The 18810-nt window shown below is 40.6% G+C and carries 18 protein-coding genes; 2 read left to right on the top strand and 16 right to left on the bottom strand.

From position 1 onward, the window contains the following. Positions 1-69 precede the first annotated feature (69 nt). Positions 70-930 carry a hypothetical protein gene (locus AC25Y6_RS13160; RefSeq protein ID WP_488143344.1) on the bottom strand — a complete coding sequence of 287 codons (861 nt, stop codon included), beginning with the start codon at positions 928-930 and terminating at the stop codon, positions 70-72. 136 nt (positions 931-1066) lie between these two features. Beyond that, complete coding sequence (locus AC25Y6_RS13155) at positions 1067-1966, bottom strand: LysR family transcriptional regulator (RefSeq protein WP_488143380.1); 900 nt, start codon at positions 1964-1966, stop codon at positions 1067-1069. Between the two features lie 135 nt (positions 1967-2101). On the opposite strand from AC25Y6_RS13155, the gene AC25Y6_RS13150 reads away from it, so the two are divergent. Next, entirely contained in the window at positions 2102-3055 is a 954-nt protein-coding gene (locus AC25Y6_RS13150; protein WP_488143343.1) for a DMT family transporter, read from the top strand. Between the two features lie 246 nt (positions 3056-3301). Here the strand turns inward: AC25Y6_RS13150 and phoU are convergent, their stop codons facing one another. From phoU to AC25Y6_RS13125, 5 genes are all read right to left on the bottom strand, one after another. After that, positions 3302-3961, bottom strand: coding sequence for a phosphate signaling complex protein PhoU (gene phoU / locus AC25Y6_RS13145; RefSeq protein WP_488143342.1), 660 nt, complete (start codon positions 3959-3961; stop codon positions 3302-3304). 13 nt (positions 3962-3974) lie between these two features. Beyond that, complete coding sequence (gene pstB, locus AC25Y6_RS13140; protein WP_488140953.1) at positions 3975-4745, bottom strand: phosphate ABC transporter ATP-binding protein PstB; 771 nt, start codon at positions 4743-4745, stop codon at positions 3975-3977. Positions 4746-4821: 76 nt separating this feature from the next. Continuing rightward, positions 4822-5649 carry a phosphate ABC transporter permease PstA gene (pstA, locus tag AC25Y6_RS13135; protein WP_488143341.1) on the bottom strand — a complete coding sequence of 276 codons (828 nt, stop codon included), beginning with the start codon at positions 5647-5649 and terminating at the stop codon, positions 4822-4824. A 1-nt stretch (position 5650) separates the two neighbouring features. Further along, positions 5651-6565: a phosphate ABC transporter permease subunit PstC gene (pstC, locus tag AC25Y6_RS13130; RefSeq protein WP_488143340.1), complete on the bottom strand. Its 915-nt coding sequence runs from the start codon at positions 6563-6565 to the stop codon at positions 5651-5653. A 47-nt stretch (positions 6566-6612) separates the two neighbouring features. After that, positions 6613-7455 carry a phosphate ABC transporter substrate-binding protein gene (locus AC25Y6_RS13125; RefSeq protein WP_488143339.1) on the bottom strand — a complete coding sequence of 281 codons (843 nt, stop codon included), beginning with the start codon at positions 7453-7455 and terminating at the stop codon, positions 6613-6615. 619 nt (positions 7456-8074) lie between these two features. Between AC25Y6_RS13125 and AC25Y6_RS13120 the strand changes: the two genes are divergently transcribed. Continuing rightward, entirely contained in the window at positions 8075-8836 is a 762-nt protein-coding gene (locus AC25Y6_RS13120; protein ID WP_488143338.1) for an alpha/beta fold hydrolase, read from the top strand. Between the two features lie 747 nt (positions 8837-9583). Here the strand turns inward: AC25Y6_RS13120 and AC25Y6_RS13115 are convergent. From AC25Y6_RS13115 to AC25Y6_RS13075, 9 genes are read right to left on the bottom strand one after another with little or no spacing between them, the layout of a single operon-like run. Continuing rightward, on the bottom strand, positions 9584-10435 hold the full coding sequence (locus AC25Y6_RS13115; protein WP_488141623.1) for an aspartate/glutamate racemase family protein: 852 nt from the start codon (positions 10433-10435) through the stop codon (positions 9584-9586). 25 nt (positions 10436-10460) lie between these two features. Then, the gene (locus AC25Y6_RS13110) at positions 10461-11840 is read right to left on the bottom strand and encodes an FAD-dependent oxidoreductase (RefSeq protein ID WP_488143337.1); all 1380 of its coding nucleotides are present in this window, start codon (positions 11838-11840) and stop codon (positions 10461-10463) included. Positions 11841-11846: 6 nt separating this feature from the next. Further along, a complete protein-coding gene (locus AC25Y6_RS13105) occupies positions 11847-12296 on the bottom strand; it encodes a GlcG/HbpS family heme-binding protein (RefSeq protein ID WP_482100208.1) in 450 nt (149 codons plus the stop codon). A 17-nt stretch (positions 12297-12313) separates the two neighbouring features. Continuing rightward, a complete protein-coding gene (locus AC25Y6_RS13100; protein ID WP_488143336.1) occupies positions 12314-13057 on the bottom strand; it encodes an SDR family NAD(P)-dependent oxidoreductase in 744 nt (247 codons plus the stop codon). A gap of 11 nt (positions 13058-13068) precedes the next feature. Then, positions 13069-14487, bottom strand: a complete 1419-nt coding sequence (locus AC25Y6_RS13095; RefSeq protein ID WP_488143335.1) for an FAD-dependent oxidoreductase — start codon at positions 14485-14487, stop codon at positions 13069-13071. Further along, a complete protein-coding gene (locus AC25Y6_RS13090) occupies positions 14484-15383 on the bottom strand; it encodes an isocitrate lyase/PEP mutase family protein (RefSeq protein WP_488143334.1) in 900 nt (299 codons plus the stop codon). Before AC25Y6_RS13090 ends, AC25Y6_RS13095 begins: the two co-directional genes overlap by 4 nt. Positions 15384-15412: 29 nt before the next feature. After that, positions 15413-16213 carry an adenylyltransferase/cytidyltransferase family protein gene (locus tag AC25Y6_RS13085; RefSeq protein WP_488141617.1) on the bottom strand — a complete coding sequence of 267 codons (801 nt, stop codon included), beginning with the start codon at positions 16211-16213 and terminating at the stop codon, positions 15413-15415. A gap of 34 nt (positions 16214-16247) precedes the next feature. After that, the gene (locus AC25Y6_RS13080; protein WP_482103784.1) at positions 16248-17201 is read right to left on the bottom strand and encodes a VOC family protein; all 954 of its coding nucleotides are present in this window, start codon (positions 17199-17201) and stop codon (positions 16248-16250) included. 20 nt (positions 17202-17221) lie between these two features. Further along, positions 17222-18427, bottom strand: coding sequence for an acyl-CoA dehydrogenase family protein (locus AC25Y6_RS13075; protein WP_488143333.1), 1206 nt, complete (start codon positions 18425-18427; stop codon positions 17222-17224). Between the last annotated feature and the right edge of the window lie 383 nt (positions 18428-18810).

The following is an 18810-nucleotide window of genomic DNA, read 5'->3' as shown; positions in this document are numbered from 1 at the left end:
AAAGAAAGCAGGTAAACCTCCCACTTTCAAAACACATTAGTTAAGAAAACCATTTTTTACCTCATCATATTATTTACCTTCAATTCTCCTTAATTGGTTTTCTAATTCCACGATTATTACTTCACTTAATCTTTCCTCTTCTACCGATTCTGGAGAATAATATACATAGTAAATCGCTGCTGGAAGGTCTTTAGAATCCTTAATATGGGCAATGAATTGGTTGAACTTTTCTTCCATTACTATGTTTTCTTCAGCCGGTTTCAACAGTTCTAGATCGATTTCAGGAAGATACAGTGGGACTATGGAAGAAATCTTTTCATCTACCATATGTTTATCAAACATTTCTTCTATATTCATTACATCCTCAAATTTCCCTAACTTGTAATCTTCGGACAAAGAAAATGCCAGTTTACGCTCTTCTTCTTTACTCTCAATGAATAATGATCTTTTTGCCTGTACCCTTACACTATCAACTTTAACTTTTACATTCTTATCAAATTCCCCAAGCCTTTCTAATTCCTGTTCATAAGTCACCTGAAAAAGGTTTGTTAACAGAAATTCACCAAGCATACCTAAACCGTTTGCACCATTGCCTTCAATATCGACGTCTATGAGTTCCATCGTTCCGTCATCTTTTCTATGTATTTCCGCATCCGCATTAAAAGTGAAGATTGGTTGATTCTTCGTCTTCACAGGAATGAGCACCCGTTTTTCATTGACGGTCGGGATTCCATGATTTAAAGCAAACTTGGCTTTTTTCATATTCGGATCCAGTTCAAGGCCGTATTCCCTTTCCCCTTTATCCAAAATTATTTTCTCAACTTCTTGCTTAAAGTTATCTGTCTCAATAAACTGCTTCGCTTCTTTCGATCCACAGCCGACGAGCATTAAGCTAGCCATAACGACAAAAAGAAAACCATACTTCTTCATCTTCTCACTCCTCGACATAGCATTCTTCGGATCCATAACTATCATAGCGTGATTCCCTATTTTATGTAGTGTTGTTGGACAGCGTCAGGTTATTATTAAACACTTTGAAGAGTTTGTTGGAACCTTTAATGAGAACCTAGAACCTCACCTCTTCGCTTTGGCGGTCGGAGCTGTTCAGCCATACTTTCATATACTCAATAAATTTTTGAGCGGCCGGAGAAGTGGTTTTGAAGGATGGGGCTGCGATACCGATAGAGCGATAATGTTCTCCTTCTAAGCTCAGAATACGAACGTTATCCGGAACGCGGTACAAAACCATTTCTGGAAGAATACTAATTCCCAACCCATTTTGAACCATTGAAATAATCGCTTGATCATCCGCAAGTTCAAATTTAATATTAGGGGTTACCTTGTTTTCATGATAAATTCGCATCAAATCATTATCGCTCCCTTTCTTCGACATAATCAGCATCTCATCTTTAATGTCTGCAACACTTACCTCCTGCTGGTTTGCAAGGCGATGCTCGTCAGAAAGAATGCACAGCATGCGGTCTTTTTTCAAGAAAATCACATCAAATGACTTCGAAGTCGGTAACGAAACAAAGCCAAAATCAACCGTACCCGTTGCGATCCAATGCTCAAGCGTATCGTAACCCCCCTCTAATAACTTAATATCGATAGCAGGGAAATCTGCATTAAAACTTTTCAGGATTTCTGGTAGCCATTGAATGGAAACACTCGAAAAAGTTCCAATGCGTACAGTACCAATTTCCAGACCCTTGATGCTGGCGATTTCTTGCATCATTTGTTCATTTCTATTTAATATTTCATGGATGTGCTTTAATACGAGTTCTCCACTACTAGTCAACTTGATCCCTGCACGTCCTCTGATCAAGATGATAAATCCCCATTCGAATTCAAGACTAGCAATTGCATGACTCACGGCGGATTGCGTTAAACCAAGAATCTCTGCCGCTTGTTTGAGACTCCCTGATTCTACAACTGTGCTAAATATTTCAAACTTGATAAGTGACAACTTCCTCAATCCTTTCACGTGAATTTTTTTCAACTAACGCCTTAAAAACATTCATTTTTATTATCTAAATACTACATGTATACTGAAAACTAATCAATAAGAATTTAAACAATAAATGGAACAGGAGGTCGTTAGATGGATAATTCAATAAGTAAGGGTATACAAGTAAAAGCGGATTTGATGATGGTCATGGTGACAATGTTCTGGGGGGCATCCTATTTATTTATGAAGATGGGCCTCGATTCGATTCAAGAATTTAACTTAATTGCATTGCGTTTTGGAATTGCTTTTCTTGTAGCTGCACTTGTATTTTATCGACGCCTTCTTAAAATTGATGCTAAAACAATCAAGCATGGATTTTTACTCGGATCGCTGTTATTCTTATGCACTTCCGTAGTAGTGATCGGATTAAAAACGACTTCAGTTTCAAATGCCGGATTCTTATTTAGTCTTGCGGTTATCTTTGTTCCTTTGTTATTAGCACTCTTTTCTCGAAAGAAACCTGAAAAAAGAGTGATGGTCAGCTTGTGTATCTCGATTACAGGAATCGGTCTATTAACGTTAAACCAGGCATTTACCATCAATGCTGGAGATTTCTTGTGTATCTTAGGCGCGTTGTTTTACGCCCTTCACATCATCGTGACAGGCAGTGTTACAAAAAATGCGGATGCCATCTCCATTGGGGTCATACAGCTTGGGTTCGCAGGTGCATGGGGCCTTCTCTTTTCACTGTTATTCGAAAAACCACAGCTTCCAAGCAACATGGAATCATGGAGTGCAATTTTAGCATTAAGCATTTTGTGTAGTGCAGTTGGATTTATTGGCCAAACTGTAGCCCAAAAACATACAACACCCACACGTACAGGTCTGATCTTTTCATTAGAGCCCGTATTTGCAGCATTCTTTGCCTATATTTTCGTAGGGGAAATCCTTACAAATAAAGGATATGTAGGGGCTGTCCTAGTGCTAATTGGGGTGCTTGCTGCGGAAATCAATGTAAAGAAACTATTGGGGAGCAGAAACTTCGTAAAAACAATGATTCGGTCTAGAGCAAGCGGACGTAAATTGCCAGGTATCCAGAAGAGCTAGAATTCAATGGATACCTGGCATTATTCATGATAGGTTTTGCATTTTTTTTGGGGGGTGGTTGGACACTTCACCGAGTTCGTCGGACACCTCCCCGTTGGTTGGACACTTTGAGGCTTTCGTTGGACATCTAGCCCAGTTCGTTAGAACACTCCCCATCCCACCCCCAAACACCAAAAAACAGAGTCATCCCACAGCCCGGTAATTCCCCGACCCATAGGACAACTCTGATTAATTAAAAGCTAAAAGTTACGAGTTAAAATCATATATCTGACCTTTGATCAAATACGCTGCACTTTCAGCGATATTTGTGATATGGTCTGCTGTTCTTTCAAGATAACGATTTACAAAGATTAATTGGACAAGCTGATTGGTTTCTTCTGGATGTTCACTTAGATAATCAGTCAGTTTTTTATAGTTATCACCACTTAATTCATCCACTTCATCCTCTAAGTCGCCAACTTCTTTTGCAAGTACCATATTTTCATCGAAAAAGGATTGGAGTGATTTTCCGAGCATTTCAACTGATAGATCTTTCATCTTCTCTACTTGTGTTAAGTCCAGTAAAGATGTTGCCTGACCAATTTTAATGGTTGATTTTGCAATATTGACGGCGAAATCTCCAACTCGTTCAATTTCAGATGAAATTTTAAGTACCCCAATGATTTCACGCAAATCCCTTGAAATCGGTGCTTCTTTAGCCATAATCCAGATGGCAAACTGGTTAATATCCATTTCGATATTATCAATCGCAGTATCGCCCTCGATGGTTTTAATAGCCAGCTCAACGTCTTGTGTTATCAAGGCTTTGATTGATCTTTCTAGGGCAGTAATGGATAGTTCGCCCATATAGGTAATTTTCTTTTTCAATTCCTCTAAATTCTTCTCGAAGTTTTCACGCATAATCATCAGTTACCCCCTGTTATCCGAATCGACCTGTGACATAATCCTCTGTTCTTTGATCCTTAGGTGTAGAGAAAATATTATCTGTATCATCGTACTCAACAACTTCTCCGTTCAAGAAAAATGCTGTTTTATCCGAGATTCGTGCAGCTTGTTGCATGTTATGTGTAACAATAACAATTGTAAACTCTTTTTTCAACTTTGTAATGAGTTCTTCAACTTTTAATGTAGAAATTGGATCGAGTGCGGAAGTAGGTTCATCCATTAAAATCACATCTGGTTTCATTGCAATGGCACGTGCAATACAAACACGCTGTTGCTGACCACCAGACAGACCCAGTGCTGAGGTTTTAAGACGATCTTTTACCTCATCCCAAATGGCTGCTCCGCGTAAACTCTCTTCTACAATTTTATTTAATTCTTTTTTATTCGTGATGCCTTGCCCTCTTGGACCATACGCAACATTGTCAAAAATGCTCATTGGGAATAAATTCGGTTTTTGAAACACCATTCCCACTTTAGTCCGTAATTTGATGACATCACTTGAACTATATATTCTTTCTTGATCAATGACAACTTCACCTGTAATTTTCACACCATCAATTAAATCATTCATGCGGTTTAATGTACGTAAAAAAGTCGATTTGCCACACCCTGAAGGTCCAATTAAAGCAGTAACCTCATTTTCACGAATAGCAAGATCGACGCCGAACAGCGCTTGTTTCTCACCATAGAATAAATTCAAATCCGTTACATTAATTTTCGATGTACGTCCTATATTTTGCTCCATATGCGCAAATACCTCTCCTGATTGATTTTGTGTGATCGCTGGTTCCATTACTGCTGTAGTCATTGATAAGCACTCCTTATTTGTTGGTTCCTTTGTTTAATATCTTTGATATGTAAGTCGCTGAAAGGTTGATGATTAAAATGATAACGATTAGAACAATACCCACTGCCGCAGCAAGTTCAATGTCTCCCGATTCTTGTGTGACTAAGTAAGAGTGAACCGTCAACGTTCGAGCGGATGAAAAGATCCCCTCTGGCATGGCAGCAACAGTTCCTGCAGTTAAGAAGATGGCAGCTGACTCACCAACAATTCGTCCTACAGATAGGATGATACCAGACAAAATTCCCGGCATGGCATTCGGTAAAATCACCTTATATAAGGTTTGTAGCTTCGTTGTTCCAAGTGCCAACGAACCTTCACGATACGAAGCAGGTACTGTTTTCAAAGCTTCTTCCGTTGTTCGGATGATGACAGGTAAAACAATAATCGTTAATGTCAATGAAGCTGCAATAATCGACATGCCTAACTTTAAGGTTGTTACAAAGAATACTGCCCCAAACAAACCGTAAATAATCGAGGGGATTCCTGTCAAACTTTCTGTTGCAAAACGTATGACTCTTACCAAACGACCTTGTTTCGCATACTCTTGCAAGTAAACGGCCGCTAATATCCCAATGGGTGTTGCAATGATCAACGAAATAACAATTGTGTAGATTGTTGTTACAATCATTGGCCAAATACCGCCGCCACCAGTTGGTGAATAATCTCCAAAGATGAAATCGAAACTGATTAAACGAAATCCTTTATAAAAAATGAATCCAACAATCATAACGAGGACAGCAACCGATAAGAATGCCGAGAACCATAAAAGGCCACGCAACAAGTTATCTTTAAATTGTCTCATCTTAGTTGCCACCCTTCGCACTGATTCTGGCTAATACAAAATTCAAAATTAATATGAATGAGAATAAAACAATGCCCGTTGCAAATAACATTCCCTGATGCGTACCGAATGCATAACCCATTTCCAACGCAACATTTGTCGTCAGTGGTCGAACACTGTCCGTTAGGCTCGTAGGGACGATTAAACTATTACCAGCTACTAAGATAACTGCCATCGTTTCCCCAATGGCTCTACCTAACCCTAAGACGACTGCCGTCATAATTCCCGACTTAGCTGCTGGGACAATGACTTTAAAAATGGTCCCAATATGGGAAACGCCAAGTGCCAATGACCCTTCACGATACGTTTGAGGGACAGCACGAATCGCCGTCTCTGCTACAGTTACGATTGTCGGTAACATCATGATTGCCAACACCAGAATAACTGCGAGTAAGCTTTGTCCTTTCACTAAACCGAATGTATCTTGTAAAAATGGAACAATGATCGCAAGTCCGAATACACCGTATAGTACAGATGGGATACCCGCTAGCAATTGAATGGCTGGTGAAATAATTTTAGCTACCCGTTTAGAAGCAATTTCTGCTAAGAAAATAGCTGTAAATAAACCAATAGGAACTCCGAGTATCAATGCGCCAATTGTTGCGTAAATGGATGCAACAATCATTGGGAATATACCGAATTTATCTTCACTCGGTATCCAATCAGAACCAAAGATGAAATCTATAAAGCTGTAGCCCTCTGCGACAAAGGGATGAGCTCCTTTATAAAATACAAATCCAATGATTAACAATAAAGTGATGACTGAAAGAAGTGCACAAATCAAGAAAATTCTTGATGATACCTTCTCTAACATATACTTCCTTTTATTCGCTTTACCGATTGCTACGGACTGCTTATTAGTTGTTGGGATAGACACACTTTATTCCTCCAAAATCACGCTAAATATTATGTTTTTGTCATTCTTTATTTAATTGGAATGGCTCCTGTTTCAGCTGCAATGAGTTGTCCATCTTCACTTAAGATGAAATCTATAAATCGTTGACCTGCTTCTGATAACTCGCCTTCTTTATGCACAAATAAGAAGGGTCTAGACAAAGTGTATTGTTCTTTTAGAACATTTTCTGCTGTTGCTGCTACGCCATTAATATCGATTGTCGAAATGGACTCATCGATATATTCAAATGAAACAAAGCCCACTGCATGTTTATTGTTCCCTACAGTTGTTTTAATATTACCGTTACCACTTGCGATAATTGCATTTCTTATTAATTCGCCAGAGCTGTAATCGACGATTTCTTGGAAAGCATCACGCGACCCTGAACCATCCTCACGAGAGACAACAACAATTTCCAAATCATCTCCACCAAGTTCTTTCCAGTTCGTCACTTTACCCGTAAAAATTTCCTTTACTTGCTCCATCGTTAGATCTTTTACTTTATTCGTTGGATGCGTTACTACGACAATTCCGTCATAAGCAATAACGATTTCTTTCAATCCACTCGCTCGTTCTTCTTCCTTTAAATCACGTGAAGACATACCGATTTCAGACACACCACTGATTGCATTGGTAATACCTGCAGATGAACCAATTTGGTTTATTTCAATTTTTGTATTATCCTGCTCTGAATAGGCGTGAGCAAGCTTTTCAGCAAGCGGTCCTACAGAGGTTGATCCTGAAATAGCAACTGTGGCATGACTGCCTTTTGACCCTTGTTCGCCGGGTTCATCATTGCTGTTACAAGCGGATAATAAAGTAACCAGAGATAACATTAATATCCCCTTTTTCATATTTTTCAAACTAATCATTTGTGACCTCCTAAAAATAGAGTAGGTAGTTTTATGTCGTATTTTGTCTAATACCAGAATAATCGCCTTGTGTAAATTTTCAACAGGTTTATTGTAAAGGTTTTGTAAATTTCATTAAAAACAAGTGACTTTGTGTTAAGGATTGTTAAGAATTCACTCTTGAGATGATCACTTAGGATGCGTTGATATTATGGTTTAATCCTTTCCATTTATTTCAGAATTGATGTTAGGTATTTGTATAGTTAAAAGGCTTGAAAACCGCTATCTTCACTGGACTATGTCGATTGGTTAGAAGTGACTCCCTTTTCGGTTTTCCTGTTGTGAATATTCGCCTGCCTCGTCCCTACAATATCCTAGTGATAAATGCAGTTATTTTAAAAGAAATGAATAGATGACTTCCTATTAGAGAGTGTAAATGCTTGAAGATGCAATTTACGACAATATAAGCACCTGTTACATTGTATTCTCTGCTTTTCTCTTAAGCAAGTGACAATTCATTTAACGGAATATAGAGATATTATAAAGAGGTCTAAATTGGATATTTATAGTAAACTAAGGATGAGATTGTGAAGGTTTCTACTTAAAATTAAGAGAAATAAATGCAAAAGAGGTGAATGAGTTGGATTTACATTACCAAGAGTATGGGGATAAGAATGCATCATTAATGGTATTTTTACATGGTGGTGGCGTAAGTAGTTGGATGTGGGATGAACAAATTCAATACTTCAGTCATTATCATTGCGTCACAATTGATTTACCAGAACAAGAAAACTTTTCAATTCAATTAAGTGCAGAAAAAGTAAATGACTTGATAGGGATAATAGCAAACGGTAAAAAAGTAATTGTTATTGGATTTTCATTAGGGGCACAAGTAACGATTCAAATGTTAAGTATTCAACCAAATTTAATCAATTATGCATTCATAAACAGCGCCTTAGTAAGACCGAATGCATTTGTTAAAAATATAATTAGGCCGGCTATAAAACTAACTTTTCCATTAGTGAAAAATAAATCTTTTTCAAAGCTTCAAGCGAAAGCACTCTACGTTGATGAAAAACACTTTGAAACCTATTACAAGGAAAGTTCTCAAATGGAGGCAGATACACTAATTAGAATACTAGAAGAAAATATGTCGTTTACAATACCCAAAGATTTCAGCAACGCACAGTGCAATATAGTCGTTACGGTTGGCGAAAAAGAAAAAGCCGTGATGAAAAAGTCAGCGATGGACATCGTTTTGGCGAATGCAAGTTGTACAGGAATCATTATCCCTAACGTGGGCCATGGAATACCCTTGGTGAATCCTAATTTTTTTAATCAAATGCTTGAAAAGTGGATCCAGGGAGGTATTTTGCCACAAGGTATGATAACAATCAAGTAGATCATGTTTGTATGCGCTAAGGGGTAGCTTTCACTCCCCCATCAGTTAGACATTTTCGAGCTTTCGTTAGACACTTAACAGGGTTAATTGGACATCTTCAGAGGTTGCTTGGACACGTCGGAGGATTGGTTGGAAAACTCTCGCTTCAAACCACCCAACGGAAAAAGTCAGGAAACTGTCCGGTTATTATGGGGCCACTGAAAAAGTTCTTTATTATAATAAGAACTAGTTGATTGTAGTGGAGAGCGGCGACTCCAGCGGGAACAGCTAGGAAGAGAAAGAAGTTCACTCTTCCCCAGCTGAAGACCCCAGAGGAACGCAGTGACGAGGAGGCTGAAGCCGTGCCCGCGGAAAGCGTCCGCTCGGAACGGAAATCAACGGGATTGAAGGAAATCGGATTTTTCAGTGGCCTCGCTCAGGGCGAGAGGCATCCCCAAAGCGCCAAGCGATCTATAATCCACACTCCAGATCTCAACTCTCTCATTATTGCGCGCCGCAGCAAATTCAACAGGATTCTTTAATTCAATATATCTAGCTAAAATTCCCTGTAACCCTTTCCTTCTATTGTACAGAAATAAGAAGACTTAGTATAACGTTGACTATGTAGCGATTTATCCAAAATAGCCCAAACCGTTGAGTGGTTGGGCTGTACCGTTTACGATTCACAAATTTCAAGAATTATCGACAATACAAAAAGAAGAGAGTTTATAGCTACTCCCTTCTTCTCGAATAGATACTATCGGCAAATTAAGACTTGACCGCACTGCCCTTAATGGAGAGACCCCAATCAAGTTCCGGATGAATATTACTTTCTAAATTATAAAACGAACGTAGCTTTTGCACTGCTTCTTCAGGTGGTTTCGCATTAAAGTATCCCTTGCGTGTCATATAGACGCCCGAGTTTTTTTGTAAATCAGTAAGTGACTCACACATTTTAATGCCTGCCGCGAATGAGTCAACAATGGGGACATCACCGATACGGGAAATGCCATGAGTGGCTAGGAATACATTCATAGGTCCTTCTCCCGGTACAATTACATCCGCGCCAAGTTCAATCGCTTTATTTGCTGCCTTTGTGAAACTCTCAATAATCGGTTCTGGATTACTGAAACCTTCTAAAATATCATAAAAACCTACATCTGTTTGGACGATCGGACCTAGCTTTTCTCCCAAACCATATCGTTGAATATTTTGTTTTAGCTGATCTTTTAATGGCTCTAAAAAATTGACAATGCCAATGCAATCACCGAGCATCGATGCAAAGTGAAAAGATGCCTGTCCATAGCCAATCACTGGAATATCTACAAGTGTACGCGCTTCCAATAAGCCTACATCCGGTATTGTCCCAATGAACATACAATCATAGCCTGCACTTTCTGCAATCAGCGCGTTTCGAATGAATTGCTCCTTATGCAAGTTTTGCAAATAGGCATATGTTATAAAATGACCTGGATATTCTGCAGGATAGGTTTCTTTTGACATGCCATGTATTACGACTTCTACATCAGGACGTGCCACTTTTTGAATATGTTGAATGACTGCATCTCGATACTGCGGCACGTTTTCAATTGACGTTAGACTTTGATGCCATATTTTCATGTAACCCACCTCGTTTTCATTTAGATTAGATTAGTATTTCCCGCTTTTGTAAGGCTGTACGTACGGCAACTCGGCCAAATATCGATGCCTTACCTAGCGAACTTCCCGTCATATATCCCGCTCCATGAAAGCCACCGACAACTTCCCCAGCAGCGTATAGTCCCTCGATTGGCTCATTATATGGATTGAGGACTTGTGCAAATTCATCAACCGCAATGCCAGCATATGTCGCTAGCATTGCAACAGTCGTTCTCATTGCATAAAATGGTGCCTGTAGAATTTGTTTGGGTGCTCCGAAAGTATGCGTCAATGTTTCGCGTCCAAATTGTGAATCGTTGCCATTCGCGACATCTTGATTATATATATGAAGCGTTTCTTCCAATTCATCGGAAGGGACAGCAATTTTAGTTGCCAATTCTGCAATTGTTTCTGCTTTTTCGATCAAGCCTAACTCAAGCAACTTTTCAAAATCATACAATGCATCACCAGGAATACTTTCTTTCATGATGTTTTGATCCCACACCTGATAGGTTATTCCTTCTGGCTGTTGCAATGCCTCCGTGCCAATTAACTTGTAAGAAATCGACTCATTGACAAAGCGCTTGCCAAATTTATTAATAATAATGGCACCTTTATAAAATACGAGTCCTTGTGATTTACGAGGACCATCCGCCGTTGGATGGAAGCCGTATGTGCCTTTTAAAAATGGCAAATCACGTACCCAGGCACCTTGTTCCCAGGCAAGCTTAATACCGTCACCTATATTCCCTTTGCCACCTATTCGAAGAGCACCTTTTAACTGAGGTGCGAAGGAATTCAAAAGCTCCTCGCTGCGTGAAAATCCTCCAGACGTTAAGATAACGCCATTATTGGCCTTGACTGTACGGATTTCACCATCTATCTCATAAGAAACTTCATCTACTTTTCCTTCGTTATTTTTACGTAAACGCAACGCATTTGCATTGCGTTTAACTGTTACTTTTTCATGGCTAACAGCATTTTCAAATAACTTAGTGATTGCCTGTTGTGGTGTGATTGTATGCCCACGCGGGACACTATGGCCACTAACCGCTTGAATGGCATGAAACAAAACACCTTTATTTACGAGCCATTCATACGTTTCTAGTTGGTGCGAACCGTAAGCTTCGACTAAAACGGGATCGTTCGCCCCGTCCCCGACAGACAACATGTCGTTGACGAGACATTCAGTTGAATCCACGATCCCTTTACTTTTTTGCAAGTCTGTTTCTGCGAAGGCCATGTAACGCCCGCTGAGCAAAGAGCTTCCACCCATTTCGGCTTCCTTTTCTAGCACAAGTACACTTGCACTTCGCTCCGCAGCCTCAACTGCAGCACAAAGTCCGGCCATACCAGCGCCAACGATAATAATATCGTAGTTTTCCATAGGCTTTTACACTTCCTTTAGCTCAAGTTGCTGAACAACTTCTAACGCCGCTTCACATACTTGCATATCATGTGTATAGTGCCCCCCACTCACACCAATACCACCGATTAATTCACCGTCCACTGTAATTGGATAGCCCCCCCCGAAAATGACAAGACGCTCCGTGTGGACAAGGCCATGTAATAGAGGTGGATCATCTTTTAAACGGTCATACCATTCATGCGTAGCCCGGTTATAGGCTGCAGCTGAGAATGCTTTATTTTGGGCGATTTCTAAAGTTAATACAGTCGCTCTATCCATGGATGAAAACGCCTTTAAGTTACCAACCTTATCTACAATTGCTATACTAAATGGCATGCCAAGTTCCTTACCTTTTTCAACAGCTGCTTCCAATAATTTGTTAGATAGTTCCAGACTGATATTCTTCGATTCGATTGCTACGACCATTTCTGTCATTGAGTATCTCTCCCTTTTTAGTTAGTTACGGCAACAGGTTGCCCTGCTCCGAATGCTTCAATTGTTGATGCTGTGATGGCTTTCATTTTTGGTAAACAAAGCTCGACAATGACATTCGCCATATCGATTGGTTGGAGCCAACCGGTTCTATTCACGTCTGGTCCCATATCGTCTGTCATTTTTGTTTCGACAGGACCTGGACAAACTGCATTTACGCGTATGCCATATGGCTTTAACTCCTCACCGAGTGCTTTTGAAAAGCCGATGACTGCATGCTTAGAAGTAATATAAGCGCTCCGATTCGGTCCGCCTTTCGTTCCCCAAATCGATGAAATATTCACGATGATGCCATCCTGTTTCTCAATCATATTTGGAACAACAGCCTTGCACAGTAAAAATGGTGCTTTTACATTAATGTCATTGACTTGATCCCATTCCTCAAGGGATGTTTCCGTAAATGGTGAAAAGCTCATTATGCCAGCGTTATTGATGAGTACTGAAACTTTCCCCAACTCTTTTTCAACTGATTGAATGATTTTTTGAACGTCTGCCTCATTCGACACATCACCTGTAACAACAAGTGTCTTCGTGCCATATGTTTTGTGAATATATGCTGCCACTTCTTCACATTCGGAAGCCGTCCTTGAACTTATGGCTACATCCGCACCATGTGATGCAAGCAAAATACAAGTTTCACGGCCAATGCCGCGCCCACCGCCTGTGACAAGCGCAACTTTACCCTTCAAATCCCCTGTAGACATCTAATTCCTCCTCATATAAGGTTTTTTGCTTCTGACAAATACGTGACTACATGCTCTCCCGAACGTTTGCCAAATACCAATCCTCTTAACACGGAAGTTCCACCTGGGTATTTTCCATAGTAAAGTCCGGTAATTTCTCCAGCGGCGTACAAACCAGGAATTGGATCGTCATCATTCGATAACACGCGCCCGAACGTATCTGTCGCCAATCCACCATTGGTAAATACGTTGCAACAAATGACGGGGTATGCAATATAAGGTGCTTGGTCAATTGCTATGGCCCAATTTGACTTGGGCGGCTCAATCCCAACTGCTTCTTTCCCGTCTTTTTTGTTATAGATAAATTCACCAGGCTGAACCGCAGCATTAAATTGTTGAACCGTTTCAACTAACTGAGCTGCTGGAATACCGAGTTTTTCTGCAAGTTCTTCCAATGTATCTGCCTCAATTGCGGGTTGCTCTGTTTGAATTGCCTCTTCGATATTCGGAATAGCATTCATTTTCTGGTCACTGATCATGTATGCAATGTGATTTGGTAAATCATAAAAGATTTTCCGAGCCACTTCTTCATATTGCTCATCTATTGTTGTTTGCCCTTCATCTGTAAAACGTTTGGCATTTTGGTCAACCAATATCGCATAAGGGTATGCCATAATTCCTGCTTCTTCCCTTTTGCTGCGTGGATCTACAGGCTCTGCATGGAAAGCATCAAACTGTCCGGATCCTTTGGCACCAATATTCATCGCCATTCGAATCGTTTCACCTTTGTTGTAAAGGCCACCTTCTGCTACAGTTGGAATTTTATGCGCATCTCGACCGATGTATTGTGCCATCATTTCCTGACTGCCTTGGAAACCTCCTGCTGCTAAAATGACAGATTGGACATTAAGCTTCAGTGATGCACCGCCTTTGATGCGAACCTTTAAGCCACTCACTGCACCTTCATCATCCAACACAATGTCCCACGCCGTTGACTCATAAATGATTTCAACTCCTAGAGCGCGTGCCTTTAATGAAAGAATGTCAATGATGGCACGGCCGCCGCCTATAGGTAACAACCGGGGCTTAGATGCCGTTAAGAACATCGTCGGTAAATAATCGAATTCAACACCTTTTTCCTCAACCCAGCGAAGCGTTGAACCCGCGTCTTGTGCGAGCGTCTCGATATATTGGCGATCTGAATAATTGTTTGAAAATCCCATCATATCTTCTACAAAACGATCAGCGGGTTCGTCAATATTTTCCATACGCATATAGGCTGCAGTCCACCGTGAATTCCCTCCACGATTATCGAAGTCCGCACGTTCTAAAATGGCGATACGAAGGTTTTCCCCTTGTTCTTTTGCTCTTTCGGCTGCTGCTAATGCAGCGGACGTACCTGCTACCCCACAACCAATAACGACCAAGTCATAATCGATTTCTGTTGTCACGATGACTTACCTCCCCCAACTAGTATCTCTTCAACTAAATATTGCTTTTCCCACTGTTGTATTTGATTTAATTTAAATAGTTCCTGACGTTCTTCCCACGTACAAATCGCGTCATGGATATTTGCTTGTGACTTATCAGTTGATAAAATCTGTAAACTCTCACGTATTCCTTTAATAGCCGAACGCAGTACCGTATTCGCGCAAAGCATAATCTTAAAGCCGTATGCTTCCGCCTCTTCCAATGATAGTAACGGTGTTCTCCCACCTTCAACCATATTCATGATATGTGGAATATCAGGCACGCCAGCTGTAATCATTTTCAGTTGTTCCAAAGTCGTTGGCGCTTCCACAAACAGGACATCCGCTCCTGCCTCTTTGTAGGCATTTGCCCGATCCAACGCATCTTCAATTCCATTAATAGCAAGCGCATCTGTTCTCGCGATAATCGCCAAGTTATTATCAACTCTTGCATCTAAAGCGGCCTTGATTTTATTCACCATTTCTTCTTTGCTGACGATTTGTTTACCGCTAAAATGCCCGCATTTTTTCGGAGAAACTTGATCTTCCAGTTGAATGGCGGAAGCACCTGCACGTTCCAACTGCTTCACTGTTCGAATGACATTAATGGCATTACCGAATCCTGTATCCCCATCCACAACAATCGGTATTGTCGTAACATCGGACATTCTACTTACGATTTCCGCTATTTCCGTTGACGTTGTCAGTCCGACATCCGCCCATCCAAGTTGGGCATTTGAAATACCTGCTCCTGTTGCATACAGAGCCGGGAAACCGAACTCCTCTACTAAGCGCGCTGTCATGCCGTCATATCCACCTGGTAAAATAAATGCATTCGGTTGTTTTAGCAATGCTTGAAACTGTTTTGTTTTTGACATATAGACATCCCCTTTCCCTTTGGATAAATTCAACTAATTTCTCTACATGCTTTACTTCTCACTTGATAATGCCAAGAAATCGAAAGCTGTTCTTCATTTGAAAACGGTAATTGGTTGAAAACAAGTTGTCCGTCATTGTTCACGATCACTATACAATTCACTCTGCTACCAGCTGCTTGAATTGAAGCATAGTATCGTCCTGGTGCAGGAAGTGTATAAAACGGTGAAAGACCCGTCAGTTTATTCCACTCTATTTGATAGGGCTTACCTAGCAACTTATGAATATAATTAACCTTTCCCTCTGCTAAGGACGCTCTTATTAAGGTCGAGCTAATTTTTTCGCCATAACATTCTACCTTTGGCACTTCTGTAACTTCTATCCGATTTCTTGAATCTAATTTCAAACGACTCATGTTACCCGCACCACGATGGCCATAAGTATAGTCAAAACCACAAACTGCGTGGACAATACCTAAATCGACTAGATAACTTTCAACAAAACTTTCAGGAGATAAAGAGGCTAGTTGTTTGTCAAACTGGACCACAAAGAAATAATCGACTCCTAATTTCTTTAACCTTTTCTCCTTCTCATTCAGTGGCATTAAATATTCCACTTTTACTTTCCCGTCAGACAAAACACTTTTCGGGTGTGGAAAAAAACTCATAACGGACAATGCCAAGTTTTTCGATTGCGCTTGTTTCTTTGCTGTCTCAATGACCTGAAGATGTCCTTTGTGTAAACCGTCGAAAAAACCGAGTGCTATAATTTGTTCCGGCAAACGCTTTTGCCAGTAGGCTAAGTTATCGCGATTGATTTCAATTGTTTTCATATCGATTTTCCTCCCTTCATTTCACCAAGACACATTACGCTTCGATTGTTATTTTGTTTTCTTCCCGGTCCTGCACCGATTCTCCCCAATACGTATTGCCAACGGAACGCTCTTCCATTGTCCATTCCACCGGTTCCCAGTCTGGTTCGAAGATGAGATATCCGCCTGTAAACAATTCAACCCGACATCCACTTCCTGGATCCATGACATATAAATACAACGCTTGGGTGATCCCGTGTTTACCAGGTCCGATAAATTCAATATCATTTTCTTTCAATATATCTGCTGCACGTAAAATGTCTTGTGAATCATCTGACCAATAAGAAATATGATGCAAACGTGCAGGCGTCGGTGAATCTGGCTTAGCCAAAACCGCCACATCATGCACAAGCGGCGTGACACTCATCCAGCTCGCAACAACATCTCCATCGTTATCACGTACATATTCACGTAATTTGAATCCAAGTATTTCTGCTAAAAACTCATACGTCAATCCTGCATCTGTGGATGTATGGATATTCACATGATCGAAACGACGAGGCGATATGCCTTTCGCCCATGATTTGTAAGTTTGGTTTTTTAGTACAGAACGACGATGCTCTTCTACAACCGGCCGCTCCACATCATAATAGAGTGAGAATGTATGCTGACTTGGAATTTTAAAACGGATCGAGTCCCCGATTCCTGGAGTTTTCCATGCCTCTACAAATTCAACCTCAACGCCATCTTGCTCCAGTCTTTCTTTGAATAAAAGAACGTCTTCACGATTTTTCGTACGCCAACCAATATGACGAACATAGCCGCGATCCCCTTGTTCTAATGAAAGTGTATGGTGCTGGAAATCTCCCCAAGCGCGTAAATAGTGAACTCCATTTACTTCTTCCGTGACTTCTAAGCCGATGACATCTCTGAAAAACACAAGTGACTTTTCGAGATCTGGTGTAACGAGTGCAACATAGCCGAGCTTTGCAATTTCTGGATTCGTCATTTTTCATCCCTCTTTATCTTTTAAATGTTTTTCGTATTTGACTCTAAACCGCATAATACACGGCCGAAGTTTTCTCGAGATGTTAACGGGTTGATGGTACGATGTGTATAAAGTGCAGTGAAATCGTGGTATAACCTTTGGAATGGATGACCTTCCCCTACAATTCCAGATCCCAGTGCCACAACAAATATTTCCATCGCGTCTTTACACATCTGAACGGCATAACCGATCTTAGCGAGCATTTTGACACGCTCTTCTTTCGGCATGTATTCTCCACTTTCCGCATAGGCATCCATTTTTTCCGCTATGTTCGTGAAATGGAGATCTGCTGTCTCGATATGTAATGTCGCCTCAGCCAATTGATGATGCGTAATAGAAGCATCCTTCACGAACTCGACGCCTAAATTTGCTGCGCGACGCGTTTCCAAGGTCTTATTAAAAAAGTCCAGTGCAGCATTTGCAATTCCTAGCGCCGGAACACCGATTGACATTGCCAATGCAGGGAAAAGTGCTGAATTGTATAAAGGAGTATCTCGGAAATGATCTGACTGGAATTTACCATGTATGGCATCCGTAAAGGAGACTACCCGGTGATTCGGTACAAAGACATTATTCATATGAATGCTGTTACTGCCCGTTCCCTTTAAGCCCGATACATGCCAATCGTCTGCAATCTCCACTTCACTCAATGGAAGTGTAATCAGTCCTTGATCGATTACTTCACCTTGCTCATCGACAATCGGCATTCCGAAGTATCCCCAAGTCGCATGCAGTGACCCTGAACAAAACGGCCAATAGCCTTCTTCAATAATGTATCCGCTTTCAACTTTCTTAACGCTGATCTTTCTAGGCTCAAATACGCCTGCAAATATGATGTCGTCCCCAGAATAGTAAATTTCATCATGTGCTTTTTTCGAGAATGATTGTGCAATCATCAGTTCCCGAATATTGCAGAGGCCAAAAATCCAGCCCGTCGATCCACAGCCTCGTGAAATTTCAGCGACACATTTCGTATAGGTTTTCATATCTGATTGAAGACCACCATATAGCTTCGGACGTAAGATTTGGAATAACCCAGCATCCTTTAGCTCTTGCATCGTTGCCTCTGGGATTCGTCTCCCCTTTTCTGTTTTAACTGCTCTTTCCCTCAATTTCGGAATGAATGAAATTGCCTTTTCTACTAATTCCTTATTCGTATCAATCATTGTTGTCGTCATCGTTGTCATCTCGTAACCTCCTATTCCACGCTAAAACTTCACTTGTATAAAAGATTTTATCAATTTGAACTATACTGATAGTTTATAAAACTAACCGCTAAAATTCTAGAGTGTTAATTGTTTGTATTGCCCTAAAGTTCCACTAGTTTTTTATGGTTTTTTGGGATTCCCACTCTAATGCCTCAATAAATCCAACAGTTTTTCATATTCCTAGGATTTGTCACGCTACTTCTGTTCTCCAGAATGAAAATGAGCTATTTCATGGGTAATGTTTTAGAGAACATAATGTCGAGATAGAGTAGTGATTCGGGTGTGCATTATCGGGAGAGTTGCAATTCGGAGTGTGCATTTATAGATCGCTTGGCGCTTTGGGGAGGCCTCTCGCCATGAGC

It is taken from the genome of Sporosarcina sp. Y1004, assembly GCF_057669665.1.
The sequence above is the reverse complement of the archived record's forward strand: the minus strand, read 5'-3'. Positions and strand labels throughout refer to the sequence as shown.

Excerpts from the sequence above, each read along its gene's own strand:
- AC25Y6_RS13110 (WP_488143337.1), bottom strand. The coding sequence starts at position 11,840 with ATGGAAAACTACGATATTATTATCGTTGGCGCTGGTATGGCCGGACTT.
- AC25Y6_RS13090 (WP_488143334.1), bottom strand. The coding sequence starts at position 15,383 with ATGTCAAAAACAAAACAGTTTCAAGCATTGCTAAAACAACCGAATGCA.
- AC25Y6_RS13105 (WP_482100208.1), bottom strand. The coding sequence starts at position 12,296 with ATGACAGAAATGGTCGTAGCAATCGAATCGAAGAATATCAGTCTGGAA.
- AC25Y6_RS13160 (WP_488143344.1), bottom strand. The coding sequence starts at position 930 with ATGAAGAAGTATGGTTTTCTTTTTGTCGTTATGGCTAGCTTAATGCTC.
- AC25Y6_RS13125 (WP_488143339.1), bottom strand. The coding sequence starts at position 7,455 with ATGATTAGTTTGAAAAATATGAAAAAGGGGATATTAATGTTATCTCTG.
- AC25Y6_RS13075 (WP_488143333.1), bottom strand. The coding sequence starts at position 18,427 with ATGACAACGATGACGACAACAATGATTGATACGAATAAGGAATTAGTA.
- pstB (WP_488140953.1), bottom strand. The coding sequence starts at position 4,745 with ATGGAGCAAAATATAGGACGTACATCGAAAATTAATGTAACGGATTTG.
- pstA (WP_488143341.1), bottom strand. The coding sequence starts at position 5,649 with ATGAGACAATTTAAAGATAACTTGTTGCGTGGCCTTTTATGGTTCTCG.
- AC25Y6_RS13080 (WP_482103784.1), bottom strand. The coding sequence starts at position 17,201 with ATGACGAATCCAGAAATTGCAAAGCTCGGCTATGTTGCACTCGTTACA.
- AC25Y6_RS13085 (WP_488141617.1), bottom strand. The coding sequence starts at position 16,213 with ATGAAAACAATTGAAATCAATCGCGATAACTTAGCCTACTGGCAAAAG.
- AC25Y6_RS13115 (WP_488141623.1), bottom strand. The coding sequence starts at position 10,435 with ATGAAAATATGGCATCAAAGTCTAACGTCAATTGAAAACGTGCCGCAG.
- phoU (WP_488143342.1), bottom strand. The coding sequence starts at position 3,961 with ATGATTATGCGTGAAAACTTCGAGAAGAATTTAGAGGAATTGAAAAAG.
- AC25Y6_RS13100 (WP_488143336.1), bottom strand. The coding sequence starts at position 13,057 with ATGTCTACAGGGGATTTGAAGGGTAAAGTTGCGCTTGTCACAGGCGGT.
- AC25Y6_RS13150 (WP_488143343.1), top strand. The coding sequence starts at position 2,102 with ATGGATAATTCAATAAGTAAGGGTATACAAGTAAAAGCGGATTTGATG.